The organism is Sporosarcina sp. FA15 (genome assembly GCF_051550195.1).
GTDB lineage: Bacteria > Bacillota > Bacilli > Bacillales_A > Planococcaceae > Sporosarcina > Sporosarcina psychrophila.
Map to the genome: position 1 here is coordinate 2,851,665 of NZ_CP188818.1, position 22,798 is coordinate 2,874,462.

Below are 22,798 nucleotides of genomic sequence, written 5' to 3' on the forward strand. Positions count from 1 at the left end.
TCCTATCTATATCGCAAGTATGCTTTTCTCTTTTTCATAAAATCGTTCGAGTCGAGTTGGCACTGTTGTAGATATTCTTCCACATCCCCATTGTTTAAAGTATTTCTTAGTTTTGCATTCCCAGCAAGCAGGTCAAACATGGGGTGCTTCAAACTACCGTATTCTAAAAACTTCAAGTCCTTCGGATACAACTTTGCAATGAGCGCCAAAATGCGTACAAATGTATGGAGCGGTTGAAATGTAAAGCTTTCCGTAATATGCAGTTGAATACCTTCGCAATGCTCACCTGAGTATTTTTGATACGTAGGTGTGAAGGAAACCGCACGTGCACGAACACCTTCAAGACTTAACGCATTGACTTCATCTTGCAATTGTTCACCATCTATAAACGGAGCACCTACAATTTCAAATGGCTGTGTTGTTCCTCGTCCTTCGGATAAATTCGTCCCTTCGATTAAACATGTACCTGGATAAAGCAACATCATATCAACACTCGTGGTATTGGGCGAAGGCGGAATCCAAGGTAATCCCGTCTCCGGAAAAAACGAATCTCGGGTCCACCCTTCCATATCCACCACTACTAAATCGCAATGAATTTCAAATACCTCATTAAAATACATCGCAAGTTCACCAACCGTCATTCCGTGGCGAGTTGGAATCGGATACAATCCCACAAACGAAGTGAAATCTGCATCGACGAAATTCCCCTCCACTACATGGCCACCGATTGGATTCGGACGGTCGAGTACGTACATTTTTTTACCTGTGCGCGCACAAGCTTCCATCATATAAGCCATCGTGTATATATAAGTGTAGTAACGCGTACCAATATCTTGCATATCAAAGACTACAACATCCAGATGCTCCATCATGGCATCCGTCGGTTTTTTTGACGCCCCATATAAACTGAAAACAGTGATGCCTGTCGCACTATGAATGGAATCTGAAAATTTCTCGCCTTCTTTTGCATTTGTTTTCAAGCCATGTTCTGGTGCGAACAGCGCCGTGAGTTGAATATTTGGATGTTCATGAAACAATCGAATTGTTGAGGTTAGCTCAGCATTTGCACCCGTTTGATTTGTTAACAGACCAATTTTCTTTCCTTGAATATCTGACACATAGTGTTCCAAAAAAACATCGAGGCCAAGCTTCACTTTTTCTGCCATTATTCCTTCACTCCGCCAAGTGTTAAGCCTTTCACGAAGTAACGCTGGAATAAAATAAATACCACAATCATTGGAATTGCAGCAACTGCAGCCCCACTCATTAATAACTTAAAGCTCGCCAAGTTAGCATCTTGTAACGTTTTCAATCCAACTGGTAACGTATATAATTCCGCACTGTTTAGTACAATAATCGGCCAAAGGAATGAGTTCCACACATTCATGAATGTGAAAATCCCTAGTGCGGCAAGTCCCGGTTTCGCAAGCGGCAAGACGATCGTCCAAAACGTTCGCCATTCACTGGCACCATCCATTTTTGCTGCTTCTAGCAACTCGTCAGGAATGGAATACATAAACTGCCTCATCAGGAATACCCCAAATACCATTGATAAATCTGGTAAAATCAACGCCCAGTGCGTATCCATCAAGTTCAAATTCCCAACCATGATAAACAAAGGGACGAGCGTGACCTGCCCTGGAATCATCATTGTTGAAATAATAATCCAGAAAATTAAATTTCGACCTGGAAATTTCTTTTTTGCTAACACATAGCCAGCCATCGAATCGATTAGTAAAATACCAACCGTCACAATTACTGAAATGTATACACTATTAAAAAACCATTTTCCAATATCGTGTTTTTTGAATAGACTCTTATAGCTTGAAAATGTATTTTCAACAATGTTATCCATCATTCCACGATGGTAAGTTTCTTCTTTTAAATCCCCTACTTTTTCCGCTTTTCTAGCCTCTCCCCAATGCTCGAAATAGAGCGGGATTCCCATCGGATACATTTTTGGCGGATTGGAATCCACATAAGACACTGGGCGTTCCATATCTTGCGATTGGTAGCTACTTAATTGCAGCGATGTAGAAAATACCCAGTAAAGTGGTAGTAACGAAACCACAGCAAATACCACAAGGAGAGCATAAATAATTAACTTATTAAACTTATCTAATGGTTTTTTCTTCATGGTCTATCCCCCAATCACTCATCATGGCGCAACACCCTGAATTGGATGATGGAAAAGATGAGGATGATAACAAATAATACAACAGATTGAGCCGCTGCCAATCCAAATTCAAAGTCACGGAAACCTGTTTTATAAATCAAATGAACTAATGTTTCTGTAGCACTGCCTGGTCCTCCACCTGTCATCATAATGATTTGAGTGAACACTTGGAAGGAACCAATTGTACTTAGTAAAGTGAGATATAACGTTGTAGGCTTTAACAATGGAACTGTTATATGAAACCATTGTTTAACACTACTTGCTCCATCCATTCGTGCCGCTTCGTAAAGTGATTGTGAAATCGACCCCATTGAAGCTAAGTACATAATAATTCCTATACCGAATGGAATTAAACATTGCATGATGATTAAAGCCCAGAGCGCACTATTGGATTGACCCAACCAGTTAATTTGTTCAACTCCAAACCAGCCAAGAATATAATTAAATAAACCAAAGTCATAGTTGTACATCCAGCGCCAAACCATCGCGATAATTACCATCGATGTCACTGTGGGTAAATAAAACGCAGATCTGAACACACTTTGAGAAAATCTTCCCAGTGCAAAAATAAGTGTGGATATTACAAGTGCACTAATGACCCCAAACGGTACTGTTACTACCGTGAACAATAAGGTGTTTTTTAGTGCAATACGAAACGCTTCACTGCTAAAAACTTGTATGTAATTATCGAGACCAACAAATTCACTGCCGAACACTTTGTACGATTGAAACGATAGAATGAATGCCCAAATCACGGGTATCGCCACAAATAACGTAAATAAAATTAATTTAGGTAAAAGAAAAAGGTATGCACTATAGTTTTTCTTCATTTGAAGAAGCACGCCTTTATTCGGTTTCTTTAACACTTTTAACTTTTCATTTTCTTTTTTCGGTACTGCACCCATTGGTAGTTGAGTCAATTTGGGACACCTCCTAAAAATGAAGCAGGTTGTCGCGATGCGGAACCTGCTCAAACATTGTTATTTCAATAACTCGTCAACCGTTTTCTTTGCATCTTTCATTGCTTCTTCAGCTGTTTTTTCACCGTTAAAGACTAGTTGAAGCTGTGCTTGAATCGCCTCATCAATTTTCTTCCACTCTGGGTGACGAGGAAGCATAATAACCTGTTCTGACATTTCCATAGCACGTGTCATTTCTGGATTGTCTTTAAATGGATCCATTTCAGCTGCACTGATGCGGGCTGGGAAAATACCGTAATTTTGAGCCATAAGGAATTGCTCTTCATCTGTTGATATAAATTTCATGAAGTCAGCTATAGCAGCTTTTTTATTAGCATCTTTTTGGTGGAACATTACCCATCCACCTACACCACCGATTGTTGTTGGGGTTTCAGAATCACCTGTTGGATAATCAGCTACCATAAAGTTAGTTGGGTATTGCCCTTGTGCAGCACCAATTGCCCATGTTGCCCATGGTTGCATAGCAACTGTGCGTTGCTCTTCATTCGCCCATGCCTGGAATGTTCCCCCAACATCAATACCACCCAATGTTTCAGGTGCAACCTCATACTTTAATTTCAAATCGGCTAAATCTTGTATCGCTTGAACTGTTTCAGGCGTATCAAATGTAAATTCTGTCATGTCTTCATTAAGTGGAGATCCACCATTCTTGTAGAAGAACGGCCACGACTCATAGTATCCTGGCATTACATACGTTGAAAATCCGTATACATCCATTTTGCCGTCACCATCGCGATCAAACGTTAATTTTTTCGCTGTATCTAAAAAATCATCATATGTCCACTTTCCATTTTCAGGAGGCGTCACACCTGCTTCTTCAAATAAATCTAAGTTCAGCAGCATTGAGTGCAACGTGATACTATTTGGAATTCCATATAACTTATCATTGTACGTGTAAGCATCTAATGCGTTTTCATAGAAGTCTGCTTTCTCAGCTTTGTCAAAAAACTCATCAAGTGGCTCAATTACGCCTTGATCGATATGATTGATGTTGACTGAACTTCCACTAATATCAACAGGTGCTATATCTGGCCATGATTTACCAGCAATTGTTACGCCAAGTTTGTCGCCCATTTCTGCCCAGGGTACTTGAACTAATTTAATCTTCACACCCTCATTTGCCGCTTCATACTCTTTAATTTTCGCATCTAACCAGTGGAACTTATTATCATCTTTATCCGGCCATCTTGGACCATCCCAAATCGTAATTTCTCCTTTAAATTCTTCTGTGTTTCCTGCTTCTTTTTTATCTCCATTACAACCTGCTAAAACAGCTGCTGCTAAGCCTAAAGATGCAATTGCTAGTGCGGATTTTTTAAACACATTCTTCATTCGTCATTTCCCCCCAAATTGTTATTTTCACCATGCAATTTTCCCTAAAATTGTTTGTCTATATGCACCTGTTGCTGAAGGTAAATTATTTGGCATCTTTTGAAACCCTAAATACCCGAGTAAAGCAAAAACAAAAGCTTCTTTCGCATCACCGCTTATACCAATCTCATCGGACGTTCTTACATCTATTTGATTGGGAAGTAATTCTGTTAAGTAGGCTAAGAGTGTCTTATTATGAACGCCACCCCCACTAACAAACACCTCTTTTAAATCATGCGTCTGACTATATTTTTCAATTTCAGTTGCTAATGATTTCGCGGTTAACATTGTGATTGTTGCGATTTTGTCTAGTGACGAACATCCATACTCATCACCTTGTAACCACAATTTATCAGCGTATACTGAACCGAACAATTCTCTTCCTGTACTTTTCGGAGCCGGGAGTGAAAAGTAGTCATTTGCCATCAATTTTTCTAACCATTTGTTATGAACAATGCCGTCCTTTGCCAAGTCACCATTTGCATCGTAGCTTAGCAAACCGTTTGAATATTTATTAACAAATGCATCAATGATCATATTTCCAGGTCCGGTATCGTATGCAATAACCTCTTGCGCAAAGTGAGCGGGAGGCAAGACAGACATATTGGCAATTCCGCCAATATTCACAAGCACACGCCCATTCGTCTGTGATTGAAATAGAATTTGATCTGCAAATGGTACAAGAGGAGCTCCTTGACCTCCTGCACCCATATCACGCGTTCTAAAATCACCGATTACTGGAATACCCGCATGTTCAGCAAGTACTGCAATATCACCGATTTGCATCGTATTTGGCCGTGCATACAAGCGTTGACTTACAACAGTCGGTTCGTGCCAAATCGTTTGTCCATGCGAACTGATTAAATCAATTGATTCATAATCAATCTCAGAATCTACTAAAGCATCTTTGATACACTTTGCATACAATTCACCTAAATACATATTCATCGACGATACATGGTTCAGTGGCACCAATGGATCCATTAGTTGGAAAAGTTGAGCCGTCAGTTCGTCAGTGTAAGACATTGTCACAAAATGCTTTAGCTCATACGTTACTTGTTTAGCAACGACGGTAAAGTCTACAATCGCGATATCTAATCCATCGAGCGACGTACCCGACATAAGTCCACAAACACGCATGGGTTTCACTCTCATCCCTCCTTTCCATTAGCAGTCGTGCTAAAAAAATGCTTACCCATATTTTAACTTATTCAATATTAAATATCAATATTTTTCTAATATTATAAAAATAAATATCACTCATGCTAGAGTAACTGGTAATTTTCCTTTTATTTTAGTTTTATCAACTAAGCTTTCGGCAACTACCTCAAAAGCTGTTTGCGTGAATTCGTATGTGCAAATCATGCGGTTTGCCAGCGGAAACTGAGCAGCATCATACGGTGTGCGAACGGCAACTACGTCTACCGGTTTACCACAATCAATTAATTGATGAACTAGCTTCAGTTGATTCTCCTGTTGTGTAGCATTGAGCGTAAGAACCACAATATGATCGTAGTTGTTCACTTGACTTACAATATCGGTAATCGTTTCTTCGAAATGTGTCGGGTCTATTTCAATTACACCTACATGCTCATGAACGTTCTTTAGTTTCTCAGCCATTTCAAGTGTTGCATAACGTTTATCTTCTACCATCGTTGCATATTCATTGGTAGGATAAATTAAGAGAACTTTATCATCTGCTTGTATAGGCTTCCCCTCACCACTAACCAAGGTAATACCATCTTCATAAATCAGTTTCATTTCATCTCGATGTGCTTGTGATCCGACGAAGTTTGCAACTTCTTGCGTCTCCTCAACTTCTTCCCAAGACGTGTATGTTGCAATCATACGTTCAATTCGCGTGATGGATTGTTCAATTTGTTGTTGTGTAATCGTACCTTTTTCAACTGCATCTACTATTTTGAGAATTGCTTGTTCTTGTAAAGGATGTATATGAGACACCATTACTAAATCGACACCTGCTTCAATAGCTTTCATACATCCGTTTACTGTACCTATGCCTTTGGCAATCGCGTCCATTTCCATACAATCAGTTGTAATCACACCATCAAAACCAAGTTCTTCTCGAAGAAGGCCTGTAATGACCGAGTGTGATAATGTCGCGGGTGTATTTGCTTCTTTTTCTAACGCTGGGAAATACACATGCGCACTCATAATGGCATCCGCACCAGCCGCGATACATTCTTTAAACGGGACTAATTCCACTTCATGCAATCTTTTTAAGTCGTGTCCAATCACAGGTAAATCTAAATGCGAGTCTACACTCGTATCACCATGCCCTGGAAAATGCTTCAACGTCGTCATGACACCTGCTTCTTGCATACCAAGCATGGAGTTCCTTGCCATTTCTGCCACGTCATGCGTATCTTCTCCAAATGACCGAACACCAATTACTGGATTTCTCGGGTTGTTGTTAATATCAACAACAGGCGCCAAGTTCCAGTTGATTCCTAATGCTTTTAATTCTTTACCTGTTAGATTGCCCGCTTTACGAGCATGCTTTGGTTCATGTGTGGCCCCAATTAACATTGCACCCGGAACGATTGTTGTACCTTCACCAAGTCGACGAACGGCACCGTTTTCTTGGTCAATACAAATTAATAATGGGAACTTATAACCCGCTTTTTTCGCTTCTCGCTGCAGGCTTTTCGTTAACTCTAAAACTTCTAATGGTGTGCCAATGTTGCGGCCAAACAATATAACCCCGCCAATATGATAGGCATGTATCAAGTGTTTAATTTCATCCGACATGGTTATGCCCTTAAACCCGGCTATTAATAAGCGACCAACTTTCTTTTGCATAGTCATTTTGTGCCTCCTTGAGGAATCGGAAATCCAGGAATATGTCCTTCACGGCGTACATGAAGTCCTTTTGAATTTTGTAATGTTTGCGCATACGTCGTTCGTCCTAAACATCCACGCATCGTGCCTAGTGCTTTGTAATAATCATAGTATCTGAAACTTGTTGAATTCATAATGAACCAGTAACAAGACAAAGCCTCCAAGTAAGCGTCAAAGGAATCAGTCACATCCACATAAATATCCGGTTCGTAACCTTCCATGTCTTCCCAATTCTCACTATGGAATACACGGCGCAGGCCATGTGGTGCCAACCCGTCTAGTTCAAAACCAGGAAGCGACGCTTTTAACCATGCATCTTGTACAATAAGCTGACAAAGAGCATGATCGGGATGCATACTATTCACCCAATGTGTAATCACGAAGTCCGGTTTCTCTTTTCGAAAAATCGTTGCCACTTCCTTAACTAACTCCTCATTAAACGTCAGCTCGGCATCACGGTGATTTAAAGTAATACTCGTTCCACCTAAAATGGCCGCGGCTTTTTCGGCTTCTTCAATTTTTTGTTTACGGTATGACTCAACATCTAAATGAGCAGGCGTTCCTTTTTCCCCCGCTGTTAAATGAAGAAAGGTCACTTTATAACCCGCTTGTGCGTATTTATGCGCAATAGCACCTGCTTGAATTTCACCGTCTCCACAATGCGCTCCAACAATCATTAAATGCATACAAACACTCCTAATTAGTTAAATTTGTGACGATGATATTATGCAATCGCGGTCGTAATCGAACGATTGGATCATGTCGCCCAAAGTACACACGGTTTGTTAATAAAATCACCGTCAATTCTTCGAGTGGATCAATATAAAAACTTGTGCCAGTATAACCAGTGTGACCATAGGTAAGCGGCGACATCAAATCGCCGGCTGGACTAAATCCTTCTCCTTTTAATTGCCACCCAAGACCTCTGCTTTCAGTAGAAAATGATGTAAAATTGCCGCGTGACTTTGTTAACCATAGTGGATCTACGATTTGTTTCCCATCGTGTCTACCGTTGTTCTCGAGCATTTGTGTAAATCGAGAAATATCATCCATAGTTGAAAATAATCCTGCATGACCACTAATGCCGCCCATAAATTCTGTGTTATCATCGTGCACTATTCCATATTTATGGTCTTGTAAATGTTCGAGGTATTCAGTTGGTGCATATTGATCGCGCTCGTAACTCGGCTTATACTTCGTATCATTCATACCAAGCGGTTGAAACAGGTGTTGGTGTCCATACTCTTGAAGCGGCTGACCTGTTACTTGTTCAATTACTTCCATAAGTAAGATATAGCCTAAATCGCTATAAACGACTTTCGTGTCAGGCACGTAAGATAATTGCTCTTCAAAAATATCATCGAGAACTTCTTGTGTTGTCAATTTCCGTTCAAAGTAAGGACGGTGCGCAATCAGTCCAGATGAATGTGTTAGTAATTGTTGTAGAGTAATGCTTTCTTTACCGTTCTTAGCGAACGCTGGAATAAATGTAGCGACTTTATCGTGTAAATGGATATCCCCAGATTCAAAGAGTTGCAACATTGCCGGTAGCGTCACCATTACCTTCGTCAAAGACGCCATATCAAATACATGTTTACTCGTCATTTGAATGCGGTCCCCATCTAAACTATTCGTACCAATGGCTTCATCGAGAATGATTTGTCCCTTATGTTTAACCCGAATGACCGCCCCTGGCGTTACTTGTTTATCAATTTCTTGTTGCAAAAATGAGCGTACTTTGTTTTTCATTTTTTCACCTCTTCCTTATGATGAGCGTTCATTGGATCCCCTACTTATTGTATTCGCTCATTAAACTTGGCCACAAAGTGTTCGTCTATTGCTACACCGAGTGACTTCAAACCAGCAATAATCGCACCTCCAACTGGGGGTACTTTCGTTTGTTGAAAAATAACATTTGGAAGAGTTTTGTATGATAGTTTTTTAAAATGGTGAATAAATAACTCTGAATTTGTAAAGACGCCTCCAGATAACACGATAGTCGTTGGATGCTCTGCTTCAAATAATTGATTGTGACACGATATAACACTGAGCATCATTTCCTTACAGGCATTCAATATAATGTTTTTCGCTACTTCATCATTGGCTACGCTCGCTTCTACTACCAATCTAGCAAGTGGGGCAATGACGGAACGAGGATGTTCTTCCCCATAGACTTTCCCTATGATGTCCGGAACCGCTTGAACTTGAAAGTAATTCAAAAAACTGGTAGTTAAAGACGTAGTGGGGCCACGATTATCAAACTCTTTAAATACAGCACGCAGCGCCTCATTCCCTAAATAAAATCCGCTTCCTTCGTCATCAAATAAGTAACCCCAACCACCTGAACGAACCATTTTTTGTTCCTCATTAAATCCGAACGTAATTGTTCCCGTTCCTGCAATTTGGACAACTCCCGGTTCCCCTAATGTTCCTGAGTAAAGAGCATTAAATGCATCGTTTTTGATGAGTATTTTCGTCCCCCGCGGCAAATAGTTACTTAATAAATTTGCAACTTCAACGTCGCGTCCACTTTCGCCGACTCCTGCTAATCCCGCAAAACACACAGATATCTGATCATATATTTTAGCGTGTTGTTTTTTAAGTCGCAGTAATAATCCACTCATTACGTTTTGGAATTCATCTTGAGACAATGTGTTCGGATTACTACGTCCAGTGACTGCTTGCATGTAAACGTTTCCATTTTCGTCGGTCACTACACCCGTCGTTTTCGTTCCCCCGCCATCTATCCCTAACACATACATTCACTTTTTCCCGCCTTTTCGTTTCTTTAAATATAGTATAAACTATTGATAGATTATTTCAACTTATCTTTTAATATCCGATATTTAATTTCAGAAATTTACTTCTTAGAAAAGCGTATGATGCTATCCAGCCACAACAGGCATAAGATGATTCGCGGGAGGTTCGTACTTCCGCCCCATAACAAAACAAGTTTTGTCCGCTATAAAGGAAGCAACCAATACTTCTCCAACAACCGAAATATATTCCCCTATACTTCTTAAGCCCATCAAAAAGATGTATTCCTAACAAGTAATTGTGGGAGTACTGGAGAATTGAAAGAAATATATAGGCCAAGTACAATCGATACTTGGTTCAGTCCTAAATAACGTGGAGTTCACCATTTTTGAAAAGAAATCTACATGAGTGTAAAAATGCATATATAGAATTTAAAAAAGTCCTCTAAAGTTTTGATCAACTTTAGAGGATTTCATTGTTTTCGTTGTACACTTTCCTGTTTGTTGGAAAATTCGCGGAATTGGTTGAAGGCTTCATCGCGTTTGTTGGACGCTTCGATAGTTTGGTTGAACGCTTTCCGGTTGGTTGGACACTTCACGGAATTGGTTGGAGGCTTCGCCGATTTGGTTGGACACTCCACAGCGTTTGTTGGACGCTTAGATAGTTTGGGTGGACGCTTTCCGGTTGGTTGGAGGCTTCGCGGGATTGGTTGGAAGCTTTGACGATTTTGTTGGAGACTCCACCGCGTTGGTTGGACGCTTCGATAGTTTGGTTGCACACTTTCCCGTTGGTCGGACACTTCACGGAATTGGTTGGAGGCTTCGCCGATTTTGTTGGAGACTCCACCGCGTTTGTTGGACGCTTCGATAGTTTGGTTAGACACTTTCTAGTTTGTTGGACACTTCACGGAATTCGTTGGAGGCTTCGCCGATTTTGTTGGAGACTCCACCGCGTTTGTTGGACGCTTCGATAGTTTGGTTAGACACTTTCTAGTTTGTTGGACACTTCACGGAATTCGTTGGAGGCTTCGCCGATTTTGTTGGAGACTCCACCGCGTTTGTTGGACGCTTCGATAGTTTGGTTGCACGCTTTCCAGTTTGTTGGACATTTCACGAAATTGGTTGGAGGCTTCGCCGCGTTCGTTGGACACTTCGATAGTTTGGTTTGACACTCCCCCGATTCCTCGGACACCTCAACAATCACTCCAATTCCCCACCTAACCAACTAGTACCATTTCCGTTAAGTACTAGAAGTCCAGCTTAACTCTATAATTAGTTCATATATTGAGTTATCATTCTAAATAGGATTATGCTATAGTTTCTTTGTGTATTAAAATCCATATTATTGCCATAAAAGTTTAACTATTGGAGGGAATTACATCACAATGAGCAATTTACGAAGAAAGATATATGCGGCTACTGTTTCTGTGGCAGTTGTCTTGGGAGTGATTGTTACTGCAGTACCTGTCACTGCTGATGCGGCTGGTACTTCATTTACAGATGTAAAAACGACTCTTGATCATTATGATCCGATTATGAATCTTGCTGGGCGTGGAATTGTCAAAGGCTATTCAGATGGTACATATCGTCCGGACAATGAGCTTACGCGTGGTCAAGCTTCGAAAATACTTGCGCTCGCATTGAAGCTGGATACGAGAAACGTCAGAAATCCGGGCTTTAAAGACCTCGACAACAAGAATGGCTTCTATAAATATGTAGCAGCACTTGAAAATGCAGGGCTCATTTCAGGATTTGAAGACAATACATTCAAACCGAATGCATCCATGACGCGTGCCCATATGGCGAAAGCAATCGATCTCGGATTCAAACTCGAAGGTAAATCTACCGTAAATCCATTCAGAGATGTAAGTAATTCTGCGTGGTACGTGGATCATGTCAAGGCACTCGTCACTAACAAGGTGACGAAAGGAAAGACGCCAACAACTTTTGATCCGAATGCTAGCATCACACGTGCCCAAATGGCATCATTCGTTGTACGTACCGAGAATATCAAAGTCGCATCTAATCCAATCGAAAAGGCGCGTGCTGAAATCAGAAAAGTCGTTACGCAAAATGGTGTCATTGAAGTAGGCGTTAAAAAAGTTGCCGAATCAAGATTTAATAGCAGGACAAATACAGTAACGATGACTGCCTATGATATTGACGAAGGGATTAAAGGGTTGACTGGAATTGGTGTTTTCTCTAGTAAATTGCGAGCGCTCGGCGTGAAAAAAATTAGCATAGGTAATGCTAAAGCTGTCGACCTCTCGCGACCCACCGCAAAAGATACGTTGAAAGAAGACTTCTTCGCCCTCTTGAAACCAAGTACTAAACCTTCAACGGACAGCGATGTATCTGCAGAGGACGTCCAAGTTACACTTTACGCTGACAAAAACGACATTCAATTCCGAGAAACTTTTAACGTTAACTTCCACGTGTTTGTCCCAAGTACTAATTGATAGTCTCCCTATCCCAAGCCGGATGGGGGCTTTTTCTTTATTAATCGAGTAGAGTGAACGAATCAGAAATTTGATTCGTTCGTCCCTCTCACACCACCGTACATACGGATCCGTATACGGCGGTTCAATAATTTGAGTGTACAAACTGGTACTTCACGGATATATCCATATATCCGAGTTGTGCCAGTTTTCTATCTGTTAAAGACCTATGAAGGATATAACTGGAAGAAATCCTCCAGTAACCCTTTCGGGTATTTGACCATTCAAAGGCTTTTCGCTCTTCGGTACCTAGTTGAATTAGATTTTTACATTTCGTTCGTGGGTTTTTCCACTGTTTCCAAATGTATTGCCTGATTCGTCGTTTCAACCAACCGTTTAATTCATTCATAAAGCTTTTCATTTCACCAATACCGTAGTAGTTTATCCACCCCGTCATTAGCTGCTTGATTTGCTTGAATAGAACTTCAATGCTTCTCCCTCTGTTCCGCTTTGTTATTTTCTTCAACTTTTGCTTCACAGTAGATTTCGCCTTTTGATGTGGTCGAATTTTGACGCCGTTTTTAGTTGCCAATAGGCAGAACCCTAGAAACTTTCGTTTCAGTGGACTTCCTACCGCACTTTTCTCACGATTTACGGTTAATTTTAGTTCGCCTTCAAGGAAGTTGGTTGAACTCTCCATCACTCGATAACCTGCCCGTCTACTTTTGACGTAAATATTGCAGTCATCCGCATAACGGACGAATTTGTGCCCACGTGTTGTGAGGAGTTTATCGAATTCATTCAAGTAAATATTACTTAATAGCGGCGATAAGTTCCCCCCTTGCGGGGTTCCTTCTTCGGATGCTTGAAATAAACCGTTTACCATAATACCGCTTTTGAGATATTGGCGGATAAGACGTAAAACACGCTTATCTTGAACCTTTTCCTCAATATAGTGCATAAGTTTATCGTGGTTTACTGTGTCAAAATAAGCTTTCATATCCATATCTACAACATATTTGTATCCTTGTTCGTAGTACGACTTCGCTAGGGTGATAGCTTGATGTGCACTACGCTTTGGACGAAACCCAAAGCTATTATCGGAGAACGTAGGGTCAAAAATGGGTTGTAAGACTTGATTGATTGCTTGTTGAATCATCCGGTCGATTACAGTTGGAATTCCTAGTTTTCTTACACCACCGTCTGGTTTAGGAATTTCAACCCGCAACACGGGTTGCGGGCGGTAAGTTCCGTTATGTAATTTCACTAGTAATTCTTCCCTGTGCTCCTTCAAGTATGGGAGTAGCTGGTCATAGGTTATACCATCCGAGCCTGCGGCTCCCTTATTTCTGACAACTTGTAGGTAAGCTTGATTGAGATTATTCCTTGAGAGGATTTTCTCAAACAGATGTACACCATTTTGATTGTTCAGTTCACCATGGAAATTACTATGCACTCCGTCATACCCTTCATGTTCCACATTATCTCTCTGACGGTAGCTAGGTTTCCCTATTTTCTGCGGTTTTCGCAATTTCCACACCTCCTTGTATCCTCAAAATTATTATTGTTCAGTCCTTCATGTCCTGTCAGTGAACACTACTATGACCTCTGCTGACTTCTTACGATTCATCTTCATGTCACCACAGAGATTGCACTGGTTCGTTATCATTTAACTTGCACTGTGCCCTCGTAAGACCTCCCCCGGTAAGAGCGAATACTTTCCTCCCATGTAACTGCTAGATTTACTGTATAGGTTTCGGGCAGTATTGGACTTCGGTTTGTCATGCAACCTTATCCGACCTAATTCAGCCTTCTATCTAGTTTCTGTTCGTCAGTTCAGGAGTTTGCGTCCGACTTCCTTCAGCCACTACCTCACGATAGCCACCTTGTCTTTCGCTAACAGTTCCTACTGCCAAGCCTGTAGTGGACTTTCACCACCGAGTATTCGCCCATGCAGGGCGCACATGAAAAGAAGTGCAGACCAATTAAGGTCTACACTTCTTTTTGTTGTTTATCTCAATGAATCGGTGATTTAAACTGTCCGCCATGTGCTTCTTGCGTGTTCATGATTGTTAAAAATGCATTTGCATCGACTTCATGGACGATTTGTTTCAATTTACTTATTTCTAGACGCGTGACAACTACGTAAATGACATCTTTGTCACTATTATTATAGCCGCCGCTTCCCTTAAGGTTCGTAATGCTTCTACCGAGACGTTCATTAATAGCAATACCGAGTTCCTCGTATTCATCCGACACGATAATCACCGCTTTTGTTTCATCCAAACCTTGGATAACAGCATCGATTGTTTTCGAAGCGATATAATACGTCAGAATCGAATACATGGCTTGCTCCCAGCCGAGTACAAAGCCTGCCCAGCCGAAAATGAAGATATTGAAAAACATCACAAATTCGCCGACAGAGAACGGAATCTTTTTAGTCAATAAAATACCAAGTATCTCAGTCCCATCTAAAGCACCGCCATTACGAATGACAAGCCCAACGCCCGCTCCTAACAGTAGCCCTCCGAAGACAGTCGCAAGAAGCGGATCCGTCACAAAAGGGTCAACCGCCTTAAGTGGAATTTCCACAAGCGCAAGCACAACGATTGCAAAAGAGGAAGATATGAAAAAGTTCTTCCCGATATACTTATAGCCAAAGAAAAGGAATGGCAAGTTGATCAGCAGTATGAGTAAACCGAATGGGATACCCGTTAAAAAAGTAAGAATTAGTGAAATCCCGATGATTCCACCATCTATAATAGAGTTTGGAACAAGAAATAGTTCAATTGCGACGGCCGCCATAGTCGCCCCTATCATAATGAATAGATAACGGAATATAAAATGTGTACGTGTTTCTTTTTTGTGCTGTTTTTTCATGAGTGAAATACAGTCCTTCGACATTAAATTATTTTGTAATACTATTATCCCTCTTTCTGCATTCCATGTAAATAATAAAAGATCAGCTCGGAGCAAAATAATAATTTGCACGATTTCTTTGCTTTTGTCACCGCTTATTCTGCAGTTTTCAATTTGACTGGGTGACTGTCACCGACAATAAGATATAAGCGCATACGTATAGAAGAGGATGAAGTTTTATTGAATGAACTGCCTAGCAAACTGCCCAAAACAACTTTAGAGTAAATCACGAAACAATAAGGTATGCTAAAGGAATAATTTCCTGATTTATTGCACATTTAAAAATCCACATGAAGTGGCTCTAGTACTACAGTTACTATAAATTTGCATGATAACCCAAATTTAAATAGAAGGAATGATTGTATGTTGAATTTGAAACTGGAACCAAAAGTCCTTGACGTATTAAAAGATAAAATACAAATGATCCCCACAGATGAAGGCGCCATCTACTTGGTCGGACCAATCCAACTCCCTGTCAATCTGCATGGAGAAACAGTTGTTTTTCAATGGTATTGCTGGCTTAGCCGTTGCCAAGTAACGGACAATTACTTAGAAATTATCGAACAGTTGTCATCTGCGAATTTGGCGGAGTACCAACAGTCAAGCGTGCTCGTCTACGGAGATTTCGAACATGCGGATGATGCGTTAATTCGCATGCATTCAATTTGCCATACTGGCGATATATTTGGTAGTAAAAGATGCGATTGCGGCTATCAGCTCAAGCAATCGATGCAGAATATCGCGGACCATGGGACGGGTGCGCTGTTTTATTTAGCGAATCATGAAGGGCGTGGTATTGGTTTATTCAGCAAAGCGATGGCCTATGTGCTGCAGGAAAATGGCTACGATACAGTGGAAGCCAATGAAAGCCTTGGTTTTGTCGACGATTCCAGAAATTATGATGATGCGATTCAAGTTCTCAAGACGCTACGGACAAAACCTGTTAAGCTCATGACAAATAATCCAAAGAAACTGGATGCACTGAAAAATGCTGGGCTCCCTGTATCTGGAAGAGAACCTTTATGGGGCGATAAATCAGAGTTCAATGAAAGTTATTTGCAAACAAAGATTGATCGTTCAGGCCATTTAGATGAAAAAGGAACTGAGCCAAATGACTAACCATGAATTTTACATGAATTTAGCCCTAAGCAATGCACGTGCGATGAAAGGACAGACAGATCCAAATCCGCTCGTCGGTTCGGTTATCGTCAATGACAATCGAGTGGTTGGCATCGGGACACATTTAAAGGCTGGAGAACCGCATGCGGAAATACATGCCATTCGGATGGCTGGTGATAGTGCAAAAGGCGGCACGATTTATGTGACCCTTGAGCCATGCTCGCATTACGGGCGAACGGGTCCTTGTGCACTGGCCATTGTTGAAACCGGGATTAACAAAGTTGTTATCGCTACGCTTGATCCAAATCCTGTCGTTGCCGGTAACGGTGTCAAGATTTTGGAAGATGCCGGAATTGAAGTCATCGTTGGCGTAATGGAAGAGGAATCTCGTCAGATGAATGAAGTATTTAACAAGTTCATCGTCGAACAAAAGCCTTTCATGACGATGAAAGCTGGAAGCACATTAGACGGGAAAATCGCCACACATACTGCCGACAGTAAGTGGATTACATCCGCCGAAGCCAGGCATGACGGGCATATACTGCGCAATGAAAATATGGCTATTTTAGTTGGCGTCAATACAGTAATTGAGGATGATCCCGAATTAACTACACGGTTCCCTAATGGAAGGAATCCGATTCGCGTCATTTTAGATTCCACTCTGCGAATTCCACTGGATTCAAAGGTCGTTACCGACGGACAGGCACCCACTTGGATTTTCACTGCACAAGAAGTTGACCAAGTAGCTAAACAGAAGCTAGAAGAACAAGGGATTTTAATCATCCCAACTTCCGGAGTGAAACAGGTGAACCCAAATGACGTCGTCCGCATTCTCGGTGAAAAGCTTATTTCCTCTGTTTTAATTGAAGGCGGCGGCTCGATTCACGCTGCTTTCCTTGAAAATCAGCTGGTCGACAAAGTTGAAATTTATATCGCACCTAAATTAGTCGGAGGCGCCCATGCACCAACATTTCTTGAAGGTACAGGCGTAGAATTAATGCGGAATGCTATAGACTTGGCGGATCTCCAGATTACCCCCGTCGGCAAAGATTTCAAGTTCACGGGCTATCCGCGGTATACCGCAAATGAATAGAGGTTTTGGAATATGAAATTCGGTTTTGACATTGATGATACGTTGATTAATTTAAGGGAACATGCTTTTCAACTTTACAACACGAAGTTGAATCGGACAGTGGCGGTGGATCTCTTCCACGCGTTGGATAAGGTTGAAATTCATGAGCTTTTTGACATGACTGCTGAACAAGGCAGTCAAATGTGGAATCGTTCATTGGAAGAAATCTATTTCACATCCTGTCCTCCCTATCCAGATGCAGTGGAAACACTACAAAAGCTGGATAGAGAAGGACATGAAATTTATTATATTACGGCGAGACCCAACGTACATGGCAAGCGTACAATCGAGTGGATGATTGAAAATGGGTTTCCTGTTAACAAAGACAGGTTTTATTACGGCATGAAAGATGAAGACAAAGTCAACATCATCAAGGATTTGAACCTAGACTATTATTTCGATGACAAGCCTGCGGTTCTTGAAACCTTGAGGAATCATCCCCTTAAATTGTTCGCCAAAAGCCAATCGTATAATCGACATTTGGATCTCCCACGAATAACCGACTGGTCTGAGCTGTTCGATTTGCTGATTGGTGAGAAGAAATAGGGATCGTTTTTAGGTGTTAGACATAGAGAAATCCAGCCATTTGTGAACTTGGCTGGATTTTTTTTGTTGTTCAATTGGTGCCGCTGTTTCCGGTTCAGTTGTTAGCTCAGGTTTCGTTTCTATATTCGATTCAGATGGCAACACTGGTGGTGTCCCCCAATTCCCCCAATCGAGGAGAGTCGGATGAAGTATATGATTGGTTGACGGGATATATGATCGGTAGCGCGGCGGTTTTGATCGCTTGGCAGGATATATGATCGACAGACGGGCGGTTTTGATCGGTGAGTGGGATATATAATCGGCAGCCCGCCAGTTATGATCGGTTGGCAGGATATATGATCGGTAGCAGGGCGGTTATGATTGGTGAGAAGAAATAGGGATAGTTTTAGGTGATAAACATACAGAAATCCAGCCAATCACGTACTTGGCTGGATTTTTGTCGTCCAATAAAGCTTGATTGCCTCTGATTTGCAGGGATTCATTGTCACTAACCCGCGCCTGCAAGTTATTCTGAAGTCGGCTCCGTTATTGGCGCTGTTTCCGGTTCAGATGCTGGCTCGGGTTTCGGTTCTGTATCCGATTCAGATGGCAACACTGGTTGTGTCTCCAATTCAGGTTCTGGCGTTGGCTCCGGTTTCACTTCTGCCCCCGGCTCTGGGGCTGGTTCCGGTTTTACTCCTGGTTTTGGTGTTGGATTGATTGGAGCCGCTGGGTTTTCCAAGTCTTCGATGGCTTGCTTATGTTCTGCATCCAACTCGGCAATAATCGCCTCTTTTTCTTTAGTGAGGTCGATTTCTATATTCGCTTTTAAATTAGCGGCGAATTTCTGCAATTCACTTGTACGGATTTGTTTTTGTTCTTCAGTGAATTTCGCCAATTCGTCTTCGGCACTTTGCTTAGCTTCTTGCAAAGCTATTTTCAACTCGCCCATAAGTTTGTCTTTTTCTTCAGTGATTGCTGCAGATATTTCCTGTTCGGATGCCGTCCTTTTGGCTCCAAACCAATTTATTAATGAACTCCCGGCATCCTCGCCAGCAAATGCATTATTCATGCCGCTTCCTAGACCAATCGTTAACAGGAGAGCCCCGAGTAATAGGCCTATCTTTTTAAAACTGTTGCCCAACTTATTTACACCTCCATTTAAAACAATAAGGACCTCACCAGACGAGGTCCTTATTGAATATTAGTATTATTTGTTAATGCCATCAACCAAAGCTTTCATTGCTTTTTCAGCTTCAAGTTGAAGTCCTTTTGCTGTCATTGTAATAATTTTTTCCTGCTCCTTCACCAAGCCATCTTTCAAATCGGTAACTTTTGTGCGAAGTTCATTGATTTTCGCGTCGATTAAACCTTTAATTTCAGTAACTGTTAAACCCGTTTCCTTATCTAATTTAGTTTGAAGATCTGCTTTCGCCGCATTAATTGTATCTTCCAAGTCTTTAACAGCTTGATTAGTTACGGCTTTTACGTCCGTTTTAACTTTTTCATTCGCGGCATTTCCCGCAGCTCCTGTGTATTCCCCTAAATCATTTTTCGCATATTGAAGGGCGTCATCACCAGCTTGATTAATTAAACCGTTAGCAAAATTTGATAAGCTATCAAATTGACCAGACAAATAAGTGTTGATATGTGCTTGTTCTTCTTTTATTGCATCAATATGTTCTCGGCTTAGTTTCTCAGTATTTTTGTTTGCTACACCTGCTTGGGCTACGCCCTTTGCATTAATACTGTTTGTAGCATCTGTTTTCAAGCCATTATATTCAACCGCCAATCCGTCAACTTTACCGCCAGCGTATGCTGCAACTTGTCCTGCTACATTTGTGGATGCCTTCCCAAATTGCCCGTCATACCAATTTTTGAGGTTTGTGCCTGCATCTGTTGCACCGAACGCTACTCCTGCACCTGTTACGAGTCCAAATACCATTGTTCCTGCGATTACTTTACCTTTTACTGTTTTGAACATTTAATTATCCCCTTTTATCATATTGGTTTGTATGAGTGCTTATTCGCTAAATACGTCTTCTACCATCTTTTCGAATTCCTGATCAATTTGTGCTTCAATGTTCTGCTTGTCCACGTAATCATTGAAGTTTACGTTTTCAAGTTTATTAACCGTAGCGTTCAGACTATTTATCGTGTCAGCCTGATACTTTTCGATGCCGGACTCCGCTTCTTTCACCTTATCGTCGCGGAAACTTGCCAATGCATAATCAATGCTTTTTTTTGAATCTCTCACAAAAACATTGACTTCTTTCAAGACCAATATCATACCGGTTGCAGTAGCTGCACCCAACTTTTCGCTTTCTTTATGGAATGCATTCTTATACCATTCGGAAAGGTTCTGTCCTGGATTGCCACTTGCATAAATGGTTCCTGCGCCCATTAAGAGAGTAAACACCAGAACAAACACCAGATTTTTTTTCATCGTTGACACCTCTTTAGTAGATTTCATACTTTTTTATGGAAATCTCCTCCAATGCTTTTTTCGGCTTGTTACCTTTTTTGTAACTACTTTTAGTATAGGAGTATTCCTGTCGGGCATCCTCACTCTAAAGAGTACTTTTCTGGTATCGTTTGTCTACTTCGGTTTTCTACTTTAGTGTAGTGTCGGTATACATTTGTACCAGGTCGCTTCTACTTCGATGATTGGTTCTATTTTATAGAAGTAACTTTGGATATTGATTAATCGATGGGCAGTTGTAATAGATCTAGGTTCTTATCGATGTGAGAAGAAATAGCGACAGTATTCTGTGCTAAGCATGCAAAAATCCAACCAATCACGTACTTGGCTGGATTTTTTCCATACTTTTTTGAATAACGAAGTCTTGTAGGTTCTCATTTCACTCCGGTATCGCATAAACAATATACCGTTGCGGTGCATTGCCGATATACCGAAATGGATAGCATGTGGATAAAGTCAGCATTTCTTCCGGTGCTGTAGAACGGATGACTGTTGTATCATTTGCATCTACAATTTCCGTATCCACAACGGCATATGTAAAGGTACCATGCTGCATTTCCATAATGATTGTATCGCCATTTTGCAATTTGTCCAATCCAGTAAACACGGTGTCCCTGTGTCCCGATAACAGAATTTGATCTTTTTGCCCGGGATAAACGGTGCCTGTGTAGTGACCAACGCCTTGCTTTAAAGCATCGTCATCCGTCCCTTCCACAATGGGAAGCTCTTTTTGGATAATGGGAATTTGCAGGATGCCGATTGTTTGACCGTTCTGAAAAGACAGGTCGGGATGGGATGACTCAAGCTGGGGTGACTTTATTTTTTGTTTTTCCAACTCCCCCTTTGCCTGAACCAGTGCGGCTTTTTCCGACTGCTGTGCGGATTTTAGCTGCACACTGGCGTAGCCTATCAAAAATAGTCCAACCGCCAGCAAAATCACAGCCATTTTTTTCAGCAATTACATCACCTCCAGCTAATAAAGGATGTGTTGATTCATCTCATTTTCACGAAAAACAGAAAAGCTACCAAGGCATGATACGCCATGCACAGGCAGCTTTTCAAAAGTTTCTCTTTAACCAATTAGCCATTTGAGTCATTTACGTGTCTATTGAGCTATTTTCATCCTTCTGTAATGCCTGATGATCATCAACACAATTCCACCTGCCACAAGTACAGAACCAACTAACATCAAATTAAATATATTTGTTGACGTGGCAGGCAAGTTGAACCCGGCTGTTGTTGGAACGCCGCTGTCGATCTGTCCTGGTATTGTGACTTGAACCGCCGGGCTATCGCTTCCTCCCTCCGCAGGGTTATCACTTCCTCCCTCCGCAGGGTTATCACTTCCTTCCTCCGCAGGGTTATCGCTTCCTCCCTCCGCAGGGTTATCGCTTCCTCCCTCCGCAGGGTTATCGCTTCCTCCCTCCGCAGGGTTATCACTTCCTCCATTCGCAGGGCTATCGCTTCCTCCATTCGCAGGGCTATCGTTTCCTCCATTCGCAGGGTTATCGCTTCCTCCGTCCCCTGGGTTATCGCCTCCTCCATTCCCCGGGTTATCTCTTCCTTCCGCCGTAAAAGTGAAAACAAATGCCGCCCCAAGGCCTTGAAAATCATTTCCAAGGTGCTCCGGAAAACGAATAGTGATGTCCAGATTCTCCCCGCTGCCGCGTGTAAGTTTTCTTGCGGGCAGAGATTTAAATGCAGCCAATTTCCCCTGATACAATTCCTTGTCGTCGGCTTTTATTTCCAGCAGTAGCTCATTGAACAGCTTTTTTTCTCCACTGTTTTCTAACTGCATTTGGTAGGCAAAATCTTTGCTACCTAAGTTTTTGACTGTAATGGTCCGAGGTGCCCAGTCCCCAGGCTTCATATTGCTGATTTCAAATAACGTATCTTTTGGTGAAATGCCGATGTCTATATCACCCTTGCCCGTGTTGTCTTCACCATCTGCTAATACGCTCGTCATAGGAAAGAAACAGATTCCACTAATCAATAGAAGAACCGGAAAAAGTCGAAACAGTTTGCTCATGATAATGCC

At 41.5% G+C, this 22,798-nt stretch carries 21 protein-coding genes; 4 read left to right on the forward strand and 17 right to left on the reverse strand.

The annotated features are described in order from the left end of the window. Positions 1-2: 2 nt before the first annotated feature. The 9 genes from ACP8HG_RS13450 to ACP8HG_RS13490 form a co-directional block, all read right to left on the reverse strand. Positions 3-1,166: an exo-beta-N-acetylmuramidase NamZ family protein gene (locus tag ACP8HG_RS13450; RefSeq protein ID WP_438296736.1), complete on the reverse strand. Its 1,164-nt coding sequence runs from the start codon at positions 1,164-1,166 to the stop codon at positions 3-5. Next, the gene (locus tag ACP8HG_RS13455; protein ID WP_338655144.1) at positions 1,166-2,137 is read right to left on the reverse strand and encodes a carbohydrate ABC transporter permease; all 972 of its coding nucleotides are present in this window, start codon (positions 2,135-2,137) and stop codon (positions 1,166-1,168) included. Before ACP8HG_RS13455 ends, ACP8HG_RS13450 begins: the two co-directional genes overlap by 1 nt. 14 nt (positions 2,138-2,151) lie before the next feature. Continuing rightward, entirely contained in the window at positions 2,152-3,096 is a 945-nt protein-coding gene (locus tag ACP8HG_RS13460; RefSeq protein ID WP_338655143.1) for a carbohydrate ABC transporter permease, read from the reverse strand. 60 nt (positions 3,097-3,156) lie between these two features. Beyond that, positions 3,157-4,488 carry an extracellular solute-binding protein gene (locus ACP8HG_RS13465; RefSeq protein WP_342539090.1) on the reverse strand — a complete coding sequence of 444 codons (1,332 nt, stop codon included), beginning with the start codon at positions 4,486-4,488 and terminating at the stop codon, positions 3,157-3,159. A 27-nt stretch (positions 4,489-4,515) separates the two neighbouring features. Beyond that, positions 4,516-5,667, reverse strand: coding sequence for an anhydro-N-acetylmuramic acid kinase (locus ACP8HG_RS13470; RefSeq protein ID WP_438298658.1), 1,152 nt, complete (start codon positions 5,665-5,667; stop codon positions 4,516-4,518). A gap of 120 nt (positions 5,668-5,787) precedes the next feature. Beyond that, positions 5,788-7,356, reverse strand: a complete 1,569-nt coding sequence (gene nagZ, locus ACP8HG_RS13475) for a beta-N-acetylhexosaminidase (RefSeq protein ID WP_438296739.1) — start codon at positions 7,354-7,356, stop codon at positions 5,788-5,790. Continuing rightward, the gene (locus ACP8HG_RS13480) at positions 7,353-8,075 is read right to left on the reverse strand and encodes a PIG-L deacetylase family protein (RefSeq protein WP_438296741.1); all 723 of its coding nucleotides are present in this window, start codon (positions 8,073-8,075) and stop codon (positions 7,353-7,355) included. The genes nagZ and ACP8HG_RS13480 overlap by 4 nt, the downstream gene beginning before the upstream one ends. Before the next feature lie 10 nt (positions 8,076-8,085). Then, entirely contained in the window at positions 8,086-9,138 is a 1,053-nt protein-coding gene (locus tag ACP8HG_RS13485; RefSeq protein WP_438296743.1) for a serine hydrolase domain-containing protein, read from the reverse strand. A 44-nt stretch (positions 9,139-9,182) separates the two neighbouring features. Then, the gene (locus tag ACP8HG_RS13490; protein WP_438296745.1) at positions 9,183-10,151 is read right to left on the reverse strand and encodes a BadF/BadG/BcrA/BcrD ATPase family protein; all 969 of its coding nucleotides are present in this window, start codon (positions 10,149-10,151) and stop codon (positions 9,183-9,185) included. A gap of 1,379 nt (positions 10,152-11,530) precedes the next feature. Between ACP8HG_RS13490 and ACP8HG_RS13495 the strand changes: the two genes are divergently transcribed. Then, a complete protein-coding gene (locus ACP8HG_RS13495; protein ID WP_438296747.1) occupies positions 11,531-12,604 on the forward strand; it encodes an S-layer homology domain-containing protein in 1,074 nt (357 codons plus the stop codon). Between the two features lie 124 nt (positions 12,605-12,728). Here ACP8HG_RS13495 and ltrA read toward each other — a convergent pair whose 3' ends face one another. Then, positions 12,729-14,114, reverse strand: coding sequence for a group II intron reverse transcriptase/maturase (ltrA, locus tag ACP8HG_RS13500; protein WP_338652480.1), 1,386 nt, complete (start codon positions 14,112-14,114; stop codon positions 12,729-12,731). Positions 14,115-14,599: 485 nt separating this feature from the next. Then, on the reverse strand, positions 14,600-15,463 hold the full coding sequence (locus tag ACP8HG_RS13505; RefSeq protein WP_082786844.1) for a YitT family protein: 864 nt from the start codon (positions 15,461-15,463) through the stop codon (positions 14,600-14,602). Between the two features lie 402 nt (positions 15,464-15,865). Between ACP8HG_RS13505 and ACP8HG_RS13510 the strand changes: the two genes are divergently transcribed. Genes ACP8HG_RS13510 through ACP8HG_RS13520 form a run of 3 tightly spaced genes read left to right on the forward strand, consistent with a single transcriptional unit; the run spans position 15,866 to position 18,299 of the window. Next, positions 15,866-16,621 carry a GTP cyclohydrolase II gene (locus ACP8HG_RS13510; protein WP_438296750.1) on the forward strand — a complete coding sequence of 252 codons (756 nt, stop codon included), beginning with the start codon at positions 15,866-15,868 and terminating at the stop codon, positions 16,619-16,621. Continuing rightward, positions 16,614-17,714 (forward strand): bifunctional diaminohydroxyphosphoribosylaminopyrimidine deaminase/5-amino-6-(5-phosphoribosylamino)uracil reductase RibD, encoded by a 1,101-nt coding sequence (ribD, locus tag ACP8HG_RS13515; RefSeq protein ID WP_438296752.1) that lies wholly within the window; start codon positions 16,614-16,616, stop codon positions 17,712-17,714. Before ACP8HG_RS13510 ends, ribD begins: the two co-directional genes overlap by 8 nt. 12 nt (positions 17,715-17,726) lie before the next feature. Continuing rightward, positions 17,727-18,299 (forward strand): 5' nucleotidase, NT5C type, encoded by a 573-nt coding sequence (locus ACP8HG_RS13520; protein ID WP_438296754.1) that lies wholly within the window; start codon positions 17,727-17,729, stop codon positions 18,297-18,299. 9 nt (positions 18,300-18,308) lie between these two features. On the opposite strand, the gene ACP8HG_RS13525 is transcribed toward ACP8HG_RS13520, so the two are convergent. From ACP8HG_RS13525 to ACP8HG_RS13550, 6 genes are all read right to left on the reverse strand, one after another. Beyond that, positions 18,309-18,443 (reverse strand): hypothetical protein, encoded by a 135-nt coding sequence (locus tag ACP8HG_RS13525; RefSeq protein WP_255428504.1) that lies wholly within the window; start codon positions 18,441-18,443, stop codon positions 18,309-18,311. Between the two features lie 361 nt (positions 18,444-18,804). Next, complete coding sequence (locus ACP8HG_RS13530) at positions 18,805-19,422, reverse strand: hypothetical protein (protein ID WP_438296756.1); 618 nt, start codon at positions 19,420-19,422, stop codon at positions 18,805-18,807. Positions 19,423-19,488: 66 nt separating this feature from the next. Then, positions 19,489-20,262, reverse strand: a complete 774-nt coding sequence (locus ACP8HG_RS13535) for a LeoA/HP0731 family dynamin-like GTPase (protein ID WP_340740686.1) — start codon at positions 20,260-20,262, stop codon at positions 19,489-19,491. 39 nt (positions 20,263-20,301) lie between these two features. Then, positions 20,302-20,724 (reverse strand): hypothetical protein, encoded by a 423-nt coding sequence (locus ACP8HG_RS13540; protein WP_340740687.1) that lies wholly within the window; start codon positions 20,722-20,724, stop codon positions 20,302-20,304. Between the two features lie 415 nt (positions 20,725-21,139). Further along, positions 21,140-21,718: a class D sortase gene (locus ACP8HG_RS13545; protein WP_438296759.1), complete on the reverse strand. Its 579-nt coding sequence runs from the start codon at positions 21,716-21,718 to the stop codon at positions 21,140-21,142. Positions 21,719-21,865: 147 nt separating this feature from the next. Continuing rightward, positions 21,866-22,789: a hypothetical protein gene (locus ACP8HG_RS13550; RefSeq protein WP_438296760.1), complete on the reverse strand. Its 924-nt coding sequence runs from the start codon at positions 22,787-22,789 to the stop codon at positions 21,866-21,868. Between the last annotated feature and the right edge of the window lie 9 nt (positions 22,790-22,798).

Coding starts and splice junctions, on each gene's coding strand:
- ACP8HG_RS13520 (WP_438296754.1), top strand. CDS start 17,727: ATGAAATTCGGTTTTGACATTGATGATACGTTGATTAATTTAAGGGAA.
- ACP8HG_RS13490 (WP_438296745.1), bottom strand. CDS start 10,151: ATGTATGTGTTAGGGATAGATGGCGGGGGAACGAAAACGACGGGTGTA.
- ACP8HG_RS13505 (WP_082786844.1), bottom strand. CDS start 15,463: ATGAAAAAACAGCACAAAAAAGAAACACGTACACATTTTATATTCCGT.
- ACP8HG_RS13480 (WP_438296741.1), bottom strand. CDS start 8,075: ATGCATTTAATGATTGTTGGAGCGCATTGTGGAGACGGTGAAATTCAA.
- ACP8HG_RS13510 (WP_438296750.1), top strand. CDS start 15,866: ATGTTGAATTTGAAACTGGAACCAAAAGTCCTTGACGTATTAAAAGAT.
- ACP8HG_RS13450 (WP_438296736.1), bottom strand. CDS start 1,166: ATGGCAGAAAAAGTGAAGCTTGGCCTCGATGTTTTTTTGGAACACTAT.
- ACP8HG_RS13495 (WP_438296747.1), top strand. CDS start 11,531: ATGAGCAATTTACGAAGAAAGATATATGCGGCTACTGTTTCTGTGGCA.
- ACP8HG_RS13465 (WP_342539090.1), bottom strand. CDS start 4,488: ATGAAGAATGTGTTTAAAAAATCCGCACTAGCAATTGCATCTTTAGGC.
- nagZ (WP_438296739.1), bottom strand. CDS start 7,356: ATGACTATGCAAAAGAAAGTTGGTCGCTTATTAATAGCCGGGTTTAAG.
- ACP8HG_RS13470 (WP_438298658.1), bottom strand. CDS start 5,667: ATGCGTGTTTGTGGACTTATGTCGGGTACGTCGCTCGATGGATTAGAT.
- ACP8HG_RS13540 (WP_340740687.1), bottom strand. CDS start 20,724: ATGAAAAAAAATCTGGTGTTTGTTCTGGTGTTTACTCTCTTAATGGGC.
- ACP8HG_RS13535 (WP_340740686.1), bottom strand. CDS start 20,262: ATGTTCAAAACAGTAAAAGGTAAAGTAATCGCAGGAACAATGGTATTT.
- ACP8HG_RS13485 (WP_438296743.1), bottom strand. CDS start 9,138: ATGAAAAACAAAGTACGCTCATTTTTGCAACAAGAAATTGATAAACAA.
- ribD (WP_438296752.1), top strand. CDS start 16,614: ATGACTAACCATGAATTTTACATGAATTTAGCCCTAAGCAATGCACGT.
- ACP8HG_RS13550 (WP_438296760.1), bottom strand. CDS start 22,789: ATGAGCAAACTGTTTCGACTTTTTCCGGTTCTTCTATTGATTAGTGGA.
- ACP8HG_RS13455 (WP_338655144.1), bottom strand. CDS start 2,137: ATGAAGAAAAAACCATTAGATAAGTTTAATAAGTTAATTATTTATGCT.